The sequence below is a fragment of the Paenibacillus sp. B46(2026) genome (genome assembly GCF_056786355.1).
On record NZ_CM165907.1, the window covers coordinates 277,061 to 292,458 of the forward strand.

General features: G+C 45.3%; 11 protein-coding genes and 1 pseudogene. 4 read left to right on the top strand and 8 right to left on the bottom strand.

Features of this window, described 5'->3' with window-relative positions:
- Positions 1-314: 314 nt before the first annotated feature.
- The 7 genes and pseudogenes from AC1S8V_RS01280 to AC1S8V_RS01310 all read right to left on the bottom strand — a co-directional run bounded on the left by AC1S8V_RS01280 (position 315) and on the right by AC1S8V_RS01310 (position 8,839).
- Positions 315-3,257, bottom strand: a complete 2,943-nt coding sequence (locus tag AC1S8V_RS01280) for a DUF5704 domain-containing protein (RefSeq protein ID WP_482072128.1) — start codon at positions 3,255-3,257, stop codon at positions 315-317.
- A 448-nt stretch (positions 3,258-3,705) separates the two neighbouring features.
- On the bottom strand, positions 3,706-4,977 hold the full coding sequence (locus AC1S8V_RS01285; protein WP_482072129.1) for an S-layer homology domain-containing protein: 1,272 nt from the start codon (positions 4,975-4,977) through the stop codon (positions 3,706-3,708).
- Between the two features lie 328 nt (positions 4,978-5,305).
- Positions 5,306-5,635: a chaperone CsaA gene (gene csaA, locus AC1S8V_RS01290; protein ID WP_482072130.1), complete on the bottom strand. Its 330-nt coding sequence runs from the start codon at positions 5,633-5,635 to the stop codon at positions 5,306-5,308.
- A 111-nt stretch (positions 5,636-5,746) separates the two neighbouring features.
- On the bottom strand, positions 5,747-6,379 hold the full coding sequence (gene udk, locus AC1S8V_RS01295; RefSeq protein WP_433749518.1) for a uridine kinase: 633 nt from the start codon (positions 6,377-6,379) through the stop codon (positions 5,747-5,749).
- 216 nt (positions 6,380-6,595) lie between these two features.
- Positions 6,596-7,162, bottom strand: a pseudogene (locus AC1S8V_RS01300) (VanZ family protein).
- Between the two features lie 41 nt (positions 7,163-7,203).
- Entirely contained in the window at positions 7,204-8,322 is a 1,119-nt protein-coding gene (locus AC1S8V_RS01305; RefSeq protein WP_482072131.1) for a DUF4179 domain-containing protein, read from the bottom strand.
- Positions 8,306-8,839 carry an RNA polymerase sigma factor gene (locus AC1S8V_RS01310; protein ID WP_482072132.1) on the bottom strand — a complete coding sequence of 178 codons (534 nt, stop codon included), beginning with the start codon at positions 8,837-8,839 and terminating at the stop codon, positions 8,306-8,308. Before AC1S8V_RS01310 ends, AC1S8V_RS01305 begins: the two co-directional genes overlap by 17 nt.
- 332 nt (positions 8,840-9,171) lie before the next feature.
- Between AC1S8V_RS01310 and AC1S8V_RS01315 the strand changes: the two genes are divergently transcribed.
- From AC1S8V_RS01315 to AC1S8V_RS01330, 4 genes are all read left to right on the top strand, one after another.
- On the top strand, positions 9,172-10,008 hold the full coding sequence (locus tag AC1S8V_RS01315) for a PRD domain-containing protein (protein WP_482072133.1): 837 nt from the start codon (positions 9,172-9,174) through the stop codon (positions 10,006-10,008).
- A gap of 139 nt (positions 10,009-10,147) precedes the next feature.
- Entirely contained in the window at positions 10,148-12,073 is a 1,926-nt protein-coding gene (locus AC1S8V_RS01320) for a beta-glucoside-specific PTS transporter subunit IIABC (protein ID WP_482072134.1), read from the top strand.
- Positions 12,074-12,166: 93 nt separating this feature from the next.
- Positions 12,167-13,624 carry a glycoside hydrolase family 1 protein gene (locus AC1S8V_RS01325; protein WP_482072135.1) on the top strand — a complete coding sequence of 486 codons (1,458 nt, stop codon included), beginning with the start codon at positions 12,167-12,169 and terminating at the stop codon, positions 13,622-13,624.
- A 6-nt stretch (positions 13,625-13,630) separates the two neighbouring features.
- Positions 13,631-14,590, top strand: coding sequence for a 2-keto-3-deoxygluconate permease (locus AC1S8V_RS01330; RefSeq protein ID WP_482072136.1), 960 nt, complete (start codon positions 13,631-13,633; stop codon positions 14,588-14,590).
- 103 nt (positions 14,591-14,693) lie between these two features.
- Here the strand turns inward: AC1S8V_RS01330 and AC1S8V_RS01335 are convergent, their stop codons facing one another.
- A complete protein-coding gene (locus tag AC1S8V_RS01335; RefSeq protein ID WP_482072137.1) occupies positions 14,694-15,377 on the bottom strand; it encodes a type 1 glutamine amidotransferase domain-containing protein in 684 nt (227 codons plus the stop codon).
- Between the last annotated feature and the right edge of the window lie 21 nt (positions 15,378-15,398).

The following is a 15,398-nucleotide window of genomic DNA, read 5'->3' on the forward strand; positions in this document are numbered from 1 at the left end:
TATTGATGACTTTCAAGGGAATCCTTTTGTTGTATAACAGGCATATTGTGTGTAGTTGGGACGTGATACAGGAAGAGTTTGTTAATGCTTCATCGTATATCATTCAGTGCATCATAGTTTTACGCAGGCTGCATAATACTTTGTCTGGCACTTCATAGCTAATTGATCATACATTTATATATTGCTTCATTGGGTGCTTATCGCTAAACGGATATTCAGTCTATTTTGGAGAGGTACTCCGCATTAGACTCTTTTGTCCACATGTAGTTGTCTACATCTGCTTAGTCAGTTGTATTAACTTCGGTGATTCAGAACTAGTGTGGTACCTGGGATTGGAAATCATTCCGGCTGGACTGATCAGCATGGTAAAAGACAATATCGCCATCCTTCAGAGACCAGGTTCTGCCTTGACTGTCTGTTGGCGCTTTGTTGAAACCTTCCAACTGCCATTGATTCATCAGTGGTGCATGAATATATTGCAGATGGGGCGCATCTGTATTTCCATTTCGCAGGCTTTCCATGTTGAAGTTGACCACGATATAACCATTCTTTAGAAAAATGTTCGATTTCTCATCCAGTTGATTTTGTCGAGCGATGGGTTCGAGATCCGTACCTTTTGGTACGGCATATACATCGGCCGGTAAGCTGTACTCCCCGTACCAGCGTTGGATTGCTGCATTGGCCCGGTCCACGTTGACCCCGGAAGGAATGTCCGTTTTGGGCCCAATGAGTGTCCGAATCGGAGCGGACAGGATCATCCAGTTATAACGACCTGCCCATGTTTTTTGATGAGAAGTCTGATCAACCAGACGAACCATATGTTCCGCCAACGTACGCTGGTTGCGTTCCTCCGCTGACAGTTCATAAGTATACTGATAACGCGCTGTATCACCTAACTCTGTGCCGGGTACATTTCGAAGCCGCGAGTTCAGGACAACAAAGCGTTTCTCCAGATCCTGCATCGATCCGATACGGATAAAGCGTTCCTGGCTTCGATGGTAGTACAGATCCACTTCTTGCCGGGAGGAGCCGTCTATACTCACAAAAGCAAAAGTGGGTGTAATGCGAATACCATCCTGTTTGCCAAACATATTGCCCTTGGTCTTCAGATCGAACTTGAAATGGTACCCTGTCTTCACAGTTGCGTTAGCAAATCCCTGCACCGGATGGCTTCCTGGTCGAATAGGTAATACAAATGGAGCCAGGTTACCTCGTGGATCACCATCAATGCTATTCATCCCAGTCCAGTAGCTATAGCCCGTTGGTTCGGGACTGCCCAATCGCTTGCGAAATACATTTTCCCAGTTGTAATCGGAGATATCAGTGACGTGAAAATCATATAACCTTCCGATGACATCTACCGGTACGGTGTCCGCTGCAACATGATATGCCAAATTGGTATTGGCATCCTGTTGCTCGGTAAAGTTTGCAGGTGCATTCTCTGCAATATTGCGGAATACAATGTGATACTTGCCTTCGTCTACCCATACAGGGAGATAGAATGTGGTGTCCAGTTGATTGACCGGAATATCCACCCATGTCTTGGCGGGGATAAACTGACTCCGGTCAGCGTTGTAGACATCAAACGGGAATTGCACCTGTTTGATCCGAAAATATTTGGCATAGTCCCGATTTCCATAACCGGGATAACTCGCTGCGTCCAAATGCTGTCCCGATGTAGGGATTCGCACAATGAACGGGCGTTCCAGAATGAGTGCAGCGCTGGTTGGGTCCGGTGCGGTTTTCTGATTATGCGGCTGATCATCCGACACCCAAGCGTAGTTGACGACAGGAGTGTGTACCGTGACGGTGTTGATGCCGTTGATCGGCAATATTTTGTTGGCGCCGCCATTCACGTTACCCGGTAGCAAATCATAATAGATCTCACCCGAGCTTGTGGTGTTCGCTTTATTCAGCAGGGAATTGCTGATCATGTTACCCGGTTTGTACAGTACATCGCGCCCGATCGTCGTTGGATTAGGAATATTGGATGGTGTTGGGCCATCTTTGGTTGCTTCCACATCATTCATAATGGTTGTGTTGTTGAATTTCACTAAATCATTATTCACTTTACTTTGAGGTGTGTTGGACTCAGCCATCCCTTTTAACCGTGATGTATCATCAGGTACACTGGGAGGTTGGTTCAAACCACCTGTTAATTTGGGTGGAGTATATGAGATTGAAGTGGTTTGCCCTGGTCGTACATGGCTTTCTACGGATTCATCATTTGTAGACTCCAGTGTTGGTGGTGTGTATCCTGTTGGATTCATCGTAACAGTCTCACCGGGCAAAGCGTAATTATTCATGGTTGCTTTAGCGATCTTGTATACTTCCAGATTGTTAATTTTCCAGTAGGAGTAGTCTCTTGTGATCTGGAAGTTGTATGGCTTGGGTACATTGTCGTTCGCGGGTGCAGGTGGTCCTGGTGTACAACCATCATCGTCACATATTTCTGGTCCAGGTACTGTCCATTCTCTATCATAAGAGATCGTGATATTACAATTGTATGTAACTTTACCGCTCATTTTCGCCCAAGCTTGTTTGAAAAGATAATTATCAGCAAAGGCATTCGTGTAGAGTGACTCGGAAGTAGGGATTCCTTTTAATACATTGAATGTCTCATTATCTCTGTTATCTGACTTAATGACACCGTTGGCATTTGGATCGAGATCATTCATGCTCATGATGGTTCCAGCAGAAGGTGGTCCAATCGTTGGAGTACAACCACCACTGCCGCCTCCGTTACCGCCATCCCCACCAGGACCGGGATTTTCTTCTACACCAATGTTTGTTGTGGTAGTTAACTCAAATCCATCCTTCTTCCACAATACGGTGATGGTTGTGGTTCCTCTGCTGACTGCTTGGACTACTCCGGAGTTACTAACCGTAGCGACACCCGGGTTAGAAGATTCCCACGTAGTTGTACCACCGCTGCCAGTGTTTACATTGGTCTCCGCTCCAAAGTTTCCATCTCCAGTTTTCGTTTTGACCGTAGCATTAAGTTGTTTAGACTGATTTAGGCTAAGTTGCCCGCCAGCTGTGAGGTTGATCTCTTTGGTTATTTCGGCAAAGGCCCGCCAATATATATCAGTATTAAATACGTAGTCAGCAGAGTATTTAGGTGGATTGTAGGGTCTGTGAGCTGTTGGTTCAATCGCACCTCCGATTTGAGTTGTAAATTTCACCGTATCACCGTCAAATGATTCTACACTAACCAAGATTGGTTTTCCTGGTAAGTAATATTGTGTGTTATCCATGTACATGGGCTTTAATGAAATTGAAGTTAATTCACTTCTAGAATACCTCTGACCTGAACGATCAAAGTACTCAGCGGGCCTATAGCTTGGTGCATCTAGTGAAAGGTTTACGCAAACTAATGATGAGTTTGGTTTGTTGGTATCGGGGTTATTGCTTAATGTTTGGCCGTTGCATTCTCCATCTACACTCCATCTTAAATTATCGAGCTGGTAAACATAAACACCGATATTAGACATTCCACTACCCTCAACAGGACTTACTTTTTTTTGAGATTTAGCGGGTGTCGAAGGTAGAAAATGGGGGGCTTTTAATTGTGGTTTTGTTCCAGGCCCCCCTCCAGCAAAAATAACTGAAGGGGTCGGGAACAATATACACAATATTATATATGCTATTAATAATTTTTTTAATATTTGATAGAAACGCACATTGGAACACCCTTTTCATAGTTTAATTTGGAACTACAGTATAGTTTGTTCCATCTTTTAGCGTCAGGCGCACTCCAGGATTTAGTGACTTGTCAAAATGTAAGAGACCATGGCCCCAGTAAACAGGGTTCTTTACGACAAACACGCCTTTGGGTCCGAGTAAATCATTTATATGTTTAGGTCCATACTCGCTAAAAGCTTTGGTGCTTGGTGAAGTTAGAGCATTAATAGTTGGGGAATGGATAAGACTACCGGCTTGCAGTTGATTCATAGAGTTCTTAATACTAATATCAAACTCTGTAAAAGAATAATAAGCGCCTCTTAGTAATCTATCTTTTTCATCAACGAAAACGGGGTAATAGATACTTCTCTCAGTCTCTTTCACATATGGATTGACGATGATCCAGTTCTTGACCTTCAGATCTGCATAATTCGTTACTGTAACTAATTCTTGATTACGAACTTTCACAAAATCGCCAGTTACTTTGCTGTAATCATACGAATCAGAAAATTTTTCTGGTCCTGCTTTCTGATACTTAGGTGCAATAATATTCAAATTCGTCCCCGTCAATCCCACTTCCCGTAACTCATTCAAACCCTGAAAATCGGCAGGCTTAGTCTTGGCAACTGCTGCATAACGGGCAATTAACACAGCAACTTCCGCTCGAGTGGTGGTACGATCAACACCAAATGTTTTATCGTTTGCCACACTCATTAGTCCCGTTCCCAGGGCAACGGCTACTGCATTTTTTTGAGCGCTTGCGAGTTTACCTGTGAAATATTCCTTTGCAGGAACAACGGTGTTCGTCACATCAGAGAGTGCTTGCTTGTACTCAGGATCAACAACGGTTAATCCTTGCGTCAGCCATGTAGCCATTTCGCCTCGTTGAAGGGCACCTTGTGCATCTAGCTTCCCCTTATAATTAGAAGGGCTGATAAAACCTTTCGCAATAGCAACAGAGACACCGCTTTTTGCCCACTCGGGTATGTCCGTGAAATTGTTTTGTTCTTGTGTTGATGCATTAGGCTGGTCGGATAGACGTCCCAGGATACTTGCCATTTCAGCTTTGGTAACCGGTGAACTTGGTTTAAATGTCCCGTCGGCATACCCCTTGAAATAACCTTGTTCCACGGCCAAATTAATCGCTGAGGATGCCCAGTGTGTAGCCGGAACGTCCTTGAATTTAGTGGTAGCTTGTGCGGCTTTTACAGAACTCCCCACTCCTCCAAAACCTAAGATGCCCCCTGTTAATAAAGCTAATGCCGTTACCCCGGAAATCATCATTTTTTTCATGAATCTTGCCCCTCTCGATTGTGATTTTCTGTCTTAGATATGTACTGTTCAGGCTACTAGATACTAAATTTGTAATAATAATCAATATTCTACCATGTAAAACTAGGCTGTTGGTATGAATTATCAATATATTTCCTCCTCATCATGGATCACAACTAATCCTCCAGACCTATTTCTCCTCAAAAAAACACAAAAAAAGGCCACGAATCCGCAGATTCATAGCCTTATGCTTTAAGGTCTCAACGTATGTAGTTCTTTCATCAATAAAACTAGGATACTCGATTTCCAAACATTTGAAAAGCCCTATTCTTCTTACTCAAAAATAAAATCAGGCTATCGGTGTTCCATTAGGTAATGGGCTATCCGGTGTGAGCAAGACAACATCGCCTTCACCAGGCACGCCGCCCAGTACGAGTACTTCAGAGACAAAACCGGCAATCCGCCGAGGTGGAAAACTAACTACAGCAACGACCTGTTTGCCAATGATCATGTCAGGCGTGTATCGCTGGGTAATCTGAGCACTGGAACGTTTAAGACCAAGTGGTCCGAAGTCGATCGTCATTTTAATAGCGGGTATGCGAGCCTTGGGGAAGGGTTCAGCTTCCACCACGGTACCAACGCGGATGTCATGCTGCATGAATTCATCAAAAGTAGCCATAAGGGAGATCTCCTTTTCAATTATGGGGAGTATTATAAATGAACAATTAACAAAAAATCCAGATTACGCTGTATCGTAACCTGGATTTCTGTTGGGGTGCTTTGCATTAAATTAAGCGCCGTTCCAATTCTCTCCGGTGAGGTATTTCTCGGTGAGGATGGATAACATCTGAATGCCTACTTCATTATGTCCGCCTTCTGGAATAATGATATCGGCATACTTTTTGGATGGCTCGATAAAAGCATCGTGCATCGGTTTTACCGTTTCTAGATATTGTTTGTACACGGATTGGATCGTGCGTCCGCGTTCTTCAATGTCCCGCAGCACTCTACGTAGAATCCGCACATCAGAATCAGTATCAACAAATACTTTGATGTCCATCAAACTGCGAAGATGTTCGTCAATCAGTACATGCAATCCTTCTACAATGACAATGTGGTTCGGTGCCAGTTCAACCGTCTCACCTGCAGCACGGTTATCTATGGTGAAGTCATATACGGGAGCATATGCCGCTTGGCCTTTTTTCAACAGGGTGAGATGCTCAATCAACAGATCATTATCAAATGCAAACGGGTGATCGTAATTGGTGAGTCGGCGTTGCTCAGGTGTGAGCTGCGACTGGTCCTTGTAATAATTGTCTTGGGATATAAACGTAACCTTACCTGATCCCAGACGGTCTATGACGGAGCGAGCTACCGTCGTTTTACCGGAGCCGGTTCCTCCGGCGATACCAATAATGAGCATGGTTGTTCCATAAGCCTCCCTAGAATGGCAGCATAATCATGGATAAAGAGCACTGATTCAGAATCAATTCAGCTCCTTTACCCACATGTCTGTCTGTGAATACACAATTCTTTCATTGTACCACAGCGCTTTACTTTTTTCATCTGAGGGAAGTGACCATGTTTTGGCTGATTAGATCTCCGGTTTTAAGAGGCGGCTTGCTTGCTACGCATGTTTTCAAAGGGATCGATCTGCGAGTCTCCATGGGGAGATCATACGCCGGCCTATCGCGAGTTTTGTAAGTCTGTGAAAAATGAGATAACCAATGATGCTTCCCGCCGTATTCGCGATCAGATCGTTTATGTCCGTAGTACGGCCATTACCCAGAGTAACCCGGATGATGAGCTACAGTATTTCGATGGAAGAGCTGAAGATCAACCCGATCCACACAGCTTTTCTCACCGAGCCTGCCGAAGACCTAATCAGAGGCAGCATGAAGCCGAGTGGCATAAACATTAGAATATTCAGTGCAAAACTGGGGATATCCAACGTAAGAATGGGAATGAACTGAATGGTTTTGTACCATGGCGTCTGATTGGCATACATACCAATATTGACGTCGATGGGGAAGAAGACAAAATGCATAACCGCCAGAATATACACAGCAAATGTAATGATAGAGAGGTATTGCCTTATCGTGTACCTGATCTGGTTTGCCCTGGTGTAAAACACCAGAGCAATCAGGAACAGAATAAATAGTGGACCCAGTATAGTTATGGACTCAACCGTATGTTGAATGGACATTGTAAAGACTCCTTTATGAACGGAAGAACGATGGTTAACGATTAATCAAGCTCGATTCTCATGTCCATTCCCTTGATGAACTGCCGATCTTTAATCTCTTCCGTAAAATCATCCTCAATCTCAAATGGCTTCACGACCAAATATGTTGAGTTGCCAGGTGTGGTGGCATAGATTCGTTCAGATTTTAATTGATTGCCCTCATACAAGCCCTCCGCATTTAATGCGGTCAATTGCCGGCCCTGATCATCGTAAATTGCAAACCCTATATTTCGTAATTGCTCTTCATCTTTAGCCGTGAGCATGCTCTTACCATGAAGTGAGATCACCGTGGACAGACGTGTTGTAATCGGCGTAACCTGGGCTTCCATAACGGATGCGGTAATCAGGTCATTGGAGACGATGACGTTGGGTTCAATATGCTGAATATCCTCAGTCGTTTTCGTGAACGGGATGCTCAGCTCAAATTCGTGATCAATGCCCTGCAAAGTGAATGTGACCTCAGCATTGAACTGATCTGGCAGTCCGGCAGCAGCCTGGTTAGCGGGAATTACTTGCTCAAACAGTAATGTATCCGGCTGCGTTTGTCCTGCAGGGCCGTAGAATAAGCCTCCCTCCTGGCCTGTACCATTGACGTTGAAAAAGACATTATCCATTCCATCGCTAAGCTTCACGATGTCCTTGCCATTGTCATACTCACCATTTTTCAGGTTGGGTGCAGTGACATGAACCAAAAAGGCTGCACGAGTACCATCATATACGGTCTCCTTCACTTCCAGCTTCACGTCGTTGAACGATACATTGCTGTTTACGAATTTCGTCAGACCTTCGTCTCCTGCGGTGCGCAATCCCATATCGGCTTCAATAGAACTGAAGAGACTGCCCACCAGCGGGATGCTGCGCAAAGAATCAGCCATGACGGGAGACACGAATCCAGAGGCAAAGACAGTTATACCTAACACTCCCGCTGCAATCGTTGCTGCGGCTGTACGACGTAGACTTTTACGAAGACGCGGGTTACGAGAATGTCCTGAAATCAGCATGGGTGATTCCGGCAGTGATTCCAACGTGGCATCGATTCGATTGCGCACAATTTCTGACATGACGGGTCGCTCCTTCGCCTGTTCTCTTAATTCCTGATCGATATTAAACGGGTTTGACATGTAGTTTTACCTCCCGAAAGTTTTTGAATTTGTGATACAGCTCCTGTCGTGCACGGCTTAATCGCATTTTTACCGCGCTTTTGGAGATATCGAGCGCCTCTGCTACCTGCCGCAGGGAGAGATCTTCGAAATAATGCAGCACGATGACAACTCTCTTTTGTTCGTCAAGCCGATCAACGGCTTCTCTCATATCTACCTCATCGAAGGGACTGGAGGATTCCTGCTTTGTGGGCACCTCCGCATAGGACGTGGAGAGGGAGCGACGGGACAATAGGGTGTTGCATTCATTAATCAGAATACGGAATATCCACGTTTTGAAATATTGAGGTTCCCGAATCGTATGGAGTGATTTATAGGCTTTCAAAATCGTCTCCTGAATGGCATCAGCTACATCCTCCTCTTTTCGAAGCATGGATTTTGCCGTATTGTATAGAGAGTTTTCAATTTCTCTGATGAGCCTGATAAAGGCATCGCGATCTCCTGATATCACCTGATGAATGAGATCGGTTGGACCCATGGATAGCAACTCCTTTCTTGGGTTACAGGGATTCAACTCCCCGTTTGTTTTTACATGAATTAGACTTCCGGTGGGCTTATATGGTCACAATTATTTTTTTATAGTCAAAAGATGCTGTTATATATGACGTATTCCTATGGCATGTCCCCTTCAGTCAGAGAAGAGCATATTCTTTCCTGATATTGACGGATTGACTTTTTGAAGAACAGGCCTATAATAATAAATATATTCATAACACGGACTGTTACTGGGCGAACCAGGCATGACCGAATTCGATTATTTAACTGTAATCGCTTTCGGTCTTTTTTTATTTTCGTCGGGGGGTGAGGACAATGAAGGTTATTAAGAAAGTGAATAACAATGTGGCTATTGCCATTAATGATAACAACGAAGAAGTATTCGTCGTAGGTAAAGGGGTCGGATTTCTGAAAACGCCCTATGAGCTGACGGAGACGGACTTGGTGGAGAAAATTTTTGTGGCACCAAAGAACATCCGTATGTATGACCTGCTGAACAGCATTCCGATTGAGGATATTTATCTCGCTGAGGAAGTGATCAAGCTGGGCAGTCAGATTCTGAATAAACAATTTAACCCGAACCTGCTTCTCACCCTGTCTGACCATATCAGTTTTGCATTAACCCGAACCAGAGAAGGCATCAGTATCAAAAATCCGCTGGAATGGGAAGTGCGGACACTCTATCCGGACGAGACCCGGGTGGGGGAGGCTGCGCTGAAGCTGATTCAGGAAAAAATGGATATTGCTCTGCCGACAGCCGAAACAACACTGATTGCTCTGCATTTTGTTAATGCACAGGTTGGCTCGGGAGAGATGACGGATACCACCAAGGTAACCACAGTTACGGGCGAGATCCTGTCCGTGATCAAATATGCGCTCAAAATTGATTTTCAGGAAGACTCTATTCACTTTATGCGATTTGCGACACATATCAGATATTTCATCATGCGACAGATGAGCGGTACATCGCTCAAGGATGAGAATGAATCGCTTTTCCTGATGGTCAAAGAGAAGTTTCCGAAGGAACTGGCTTGTGTGGAGAAGATTGCTGATTTCCTGAAAAATAATTACGGCTGGACCTGTTCTGATGATGAAAAGTTATATCTGATTCTGCATATCCAGCGATTGATTTCGAATGAACCAACGGAATAAAGCTGGTGAAGAAACTAACCGAATAATCCATATTGGACTGTTACTGATTCGATCAGGCATGACCAAGCGTAGGGAATGACGATTCCCCGGCTTGGTCATTTTTTATATATCCAATTTATTCATGTAGAGGAGAAGGGTCATGAACAACAAAGACTTGGCTAAAAACGTACTTGATCTCGTTGGTGGCGAGCAAAATATATCCGGGCTTACACACTGTGCTACCCGTCTGCGTTTTGTATTGAAGGATGATGGCAAGGCCGATCTGAATGCACTCAATCAGCTTGAAGGTGTGCTTAAGGCGCAGAATTCCGGGGGACAGGTTCAGATTGTCATTGGTGCCAAAGTAGACGCGGTATACAGTGAAGTGAAGAATCTAACTTCTGACAAGATTGGCGAACTTGCGGAGTCCACAGATCGTGGACCGAAAATGAGACGCAACCCTGTCAATGTAGTACTTGAAACCATTGCAGGTATATTCACGCCCGTGCTGCCAGCACTTGTTGGTTGCGGGATGATCAAATGTCTGGCCACCGTTATAGCTGCCATGGGGTATCTGGAGGGTTCAGGCTTTCTGACGATCATTAACATGATCGGGGACTGTATTTTCTACTTCATGCCGTTCTTCCTGGCTGTTAGTGCAGCAAACCGTTTCAAAACCAATCCCTATTTGGCAGTAGCTCTTGCTGCGGGGCTGATGCACCCCATCATTCTGAACGCTGCGTCCCAGATTGCCGAGACGGGTGTGAACAGCATTGATTTTCTTGGCATGCCGATCCTGTTGATGAAATATTCATCTTCCGTCATTCCCATCATTCTGGCGGTATGGATCATGAGTTATGTGTATCCAATCGTCAATCGAGTGATTCCCAAGTTTCTGCAGGTCCTGCTTACCCCAATGATTGTTTTGTTTATTATGATTCCTCTGGAATTAATCGTGCTTGGCCCAGTAGGATCATATATCGGTGACTGGTTGACCAATGGTATCAACTCATTGTTCTCCACCGCAGGTGTTCTAGCTGGTGCGATTCTTGGATTTTTCAAACCGATCATGGTCATGTTCGGTATGCACTATGCCATCATGCCGATTCAGGTTCAACAGGTGGCTACACTGGGCGCAACCGTGCTGTTACCAACGGCACTGGCGGCAAATTTGGCTCAGGCTGGAGCAGCCTTCGGTGTGTTTGTACTGACGAAGAGTAAAACGATGAAATCAGCGGCGGCTTCGAGTGGATTCACCGCGTTGTTCGGGATTACCGAGCCGGCGATCTATGGTGTAACGCTCAAATATAAACGTCCCTTTTTCGCAGGTTGTCTTGCAGGCGGATTAGTCGGTGGATTCTACAGCTTGGTGCACACAACAGCGAATGCAATTTCACTTCCAGGTGTACTGGCAATTGGTACGTATACATCTGATCGTTACATGTATGTCGTTATTGGTTGTATTGCTGCCGTTGTACTTGGCTTTGTGTTCACGCTGTTGGCTGGCATCAAGGAAGGTACAGAAGGAGCCAAACAGCAACAAGCTACTGATAAGGTAAATGACAATCCAACAGCAGTTGTCACAGAGGCAGCTCCAGAGTCAGTATCATCACAGACATCCACCTCTTCGGACATGCTTATCGTTAGTCCAATGACAGGGGAGATCAAACCAATCTCTGAAGTGGAAGATCAGGCATTTGCCCAAGAGTTAATGGGTAAAGGTATTGCGATTGTTCCGACAGATGGCAAGGTATACGCTCCATTTGACGGGGTCGTCGAAGCACTTTATCGCACCAAACACGCCATCGGATTGAAGGCAGCGAATGGTGTCGAGATCCTGATCCATATCGGGGTGGATACCGTTAGTCTGAAAGGCAAATATTTTAACGCTCATATCGAACAGGGACAGACAATCAAGGCTGGCGATTTATTGGTGGAGTTTGATCCAGAAGGCATTACGTCAGCAGGCTATAACACCATTACGTCCATTGTCGTTACCAACATGCAACAGTACGGAGACGTGCTGACCACAGCAACCAGCGGCCCGATTCGGGAGAGTGAACCTTTGATCAAGCTGATTTCGTAAGAACTGCCCATCTTTTCATTGGTCAAGCTACGAGCTATAAGCCAGAAGGTCTTATTAAGACCTTAATAACACGTAATAACAGGAGGAAGCTAAATGACAAATACCAATTTTCCAAAAGGTTTTTTATGGGGCGGTGCACTATCTGCCTGCCAGGCAGAGGGAGCTTATAATGTGGACGGCAAGAGCCTGACCATTCCAGAAGTGATGAAGTTTAACGAGAAGAACGACCGCAAAGTGACCAAGCAGATCAGAGTGAATTGGGAGATGATTGAAGAGGCCAGGAATGACCCGGATACGATTAAATATCCGAAGCGCCGGGGAATTGATTTCTATCATTCTTTCCGTGAGGATATCGCCTTGTTCGCCGAGATGGGCTTCAAAGTATTTCGTTATTCGATTTCATGGGCCAGAGTATTTCCGGGTGGCGATGATGCCGCTCCGAATGAAAAGGCACTAGAGTTCTATGATCAGGTTATTGATGAATGTCTAAAACAGGGTATGGAGCCCCTGATTACCATCAGTCACTTTGATACGCCAATTGTGCTGATGGACAAGTTCGGAGGATGGTATAACCGCAAGCTAGTTGATCTGTATGTGAACTATTGTGATGTGCTGTTTAATCGCTACAAGGGTAAAGTGAAATATTGGGTGACGTTCAACGAGATCAACATGAGCGTGAAAGCATCGGCCAAGACGCTGGGAATCATTGATTATGATGCTCCGAATTATGAGGAAATGTTGTTCCAGGGGTTGCATCATCAATTTGTAGCTGCGTCCAGAGCAACCAAGATAGCACATGAGATTGATCCGAATAACCAGATCGGCAGTATGGTGGCTTATTTTACAACGTATCCTTACACTTGCAAGCCGGAGGATGCACTTCAGATGCAGCAGGATGATCAGATGAAAAATCAGTTCTATCTCGATGTGCTTAATAAAGGCGAATACCCTTACTATAGTAAAACGTATTTCAAAAACAAGGAGATCCAGCTGAATATCGAGGATGGCGATCTGGATAGCATTCGCGCACACACGGCTGATTTCGTGGGAATGTCGTATTACAACTCGATGATTTCCAGTAGTGATACCGAACAACTTGAATTAACAGCCGGGAACGTACACAGCGTCTACAAAAACCCGCATTTGCCTGCAAACGAGTGGGGTTGGCAGATTGATCCGATTGGCCTGCGGTATACGCTTAATCTCGTCTATGATCGGTATCAAAAGCCTGTCTTTATTCTGGAGAACAGCTCAGGCTTCTACGACAAGCTGAATGAGGACGGAACGATCAACGATCCCTACCGGATTGATTTCCTGAGCAAACATATTGAACAGATGGGACTCGCCATTGCGGATGGGGTCGAAGTGTTGGGTTACACGATGTGGGGGCCGATCGACATGATCAGTTCAGGGACTTCCGAGATGAGCAAACGATACGGGTTTATCTACGTGGATCAGGATGACTATGGCAATGGTACGCTGAAAAGATATCGGAAGGATTCGTTCTTCTGGTATCAGAATGTGATCCGTACCAACGGAGCAGAACTGTAACAGGTCATGAATATTCTGGGTCGAATCAAAAAAATACCCGGCGGCTTGCTGATTGTTCCTATGCTGGCCGCCGCGGTCATCAACACGGTGTTTCCATCGTTTTTTCAGATCGGGGATCCAACGACAGCGCTATTCACATCGAAAGGTACCATGGTACTGATTGGCATGATTTTGCTGGTGTCAGGGACACAATTGAACTTGTCACAGCTTCTGGTGACCTTGAAGAGAGCAGGAGTACTCTGTATTTCACGTATCCTCATCAGCTGCCTGTTCGGCTGGGCGTTTGTACACTTTTTTGGCATAAGTGGGGTTGGAGGAGTGTCTGCGGTAGCCTTCATCGCCGTTCTGACCAGTTGTAATCCGGGATTATATCTGGCGCTGATGAACACATACGGAGATGATGTGGACCGTGCTGCGTTTGGCATTCTGAATCTAATAGCCGTACCGGTTATTCCGGTTATGATATTGAATTCGGCAAGCGGTGTTGGCATTGATTACCTTAGTGTACTTGCTACGTTAGTGCCTTTTTTCATCGGCATACTTCTTGGTAACCTGGATAGTAACATACAGAAGATGTTCGCTCCGGGAACACTGATTCTGCTGCCTTTTCTAGGTACCAGTTTCGGGTCCAACATTGATCTGCGTATTGCATTTCAGTCCAGTTTATCCGGCTTATTGGTCACGGTGTTATTTTTGCTGATCTGTATGCTGCCGCTCATTGGGATCGATCGCACGATATTAAGACGGCCCGGTTACGCCGCGGCTGCGACATGTTCGGTTGCTGGATTATCCATGGTGGTGCCTTCGATGGCTGCCGGGTTTAATCCGGCGTATGCGCCTTATGTGGACACAGCTATCGCTCAGATTGCGTTTGCCGTGATCCTGACGTCGGTGACCGTGCCTTATATCGTGAAGCGTTTGGCTGGAACAACAGCGACGGAAGCTTCTATACGGGAAAATCACTAGCAAAAACAGCATGTGTTCTGTCAGGTCATGACGGAATACGTGCTGTTTTAATTTGTTCATCTATATGAGCTCCTGGGGGAGGAGAGGGATCAATCGGTTTATTTTACAGATCAAGCAATTGTTTAACACTTTCGGCTACAGCTTTGCTGGATTGCGGATTCTGTCCTGTGACCACGCGGCCATCTGTTGTGACATAGGAGCTGAATGCAGCAGCTTTATCGTATTGTGCAGCGCGTTCTCTCAAAGCATCTTCCAACAGGAAAGGAACATACTCGGTTTGTTGAGCCAATGCTTCTTCTTCATTCGTGAAGCCGGAAACGGTTTTGTCTTTGATCAAAAGCAGGCCGTTGGACAGCTTCACATTCAACAAGGCTGTAACCCCGTGGCACACGCCGGATACAACGCCACCCTTTTCATAGATTTCACGAGAAAGCTCTTGAAGTTCAGCATTGTCCGGGAAATCCCACATCGTACCGTGACCGCCTGTGAAGTAGATCGCATCATAGTCACTTGCATTCACTTCGCTAGGTTTCAACGTATTTTTCAATTGGTTCATGAACGTTTCGTTCTCGAAATAGGCTTTGGTGCTTTCATCCAGAGAGTCGCCCAGACTTTTCGGATCAAGAGGTACGTTCCCACCTTTAGGGCTAACCAGATCGATCTGAACATTGTCATTATGGTCAAACTCTTCAATAAAGTGAGTTGCTTCGCTCAGCCACAAGCCAGTGGGCTCGTCCTTCGTTTCGTATTTATCTACATTTGTTAGAACAACCAGTATCTTTTTCATATAAAAACCTCCCGTAAAGTG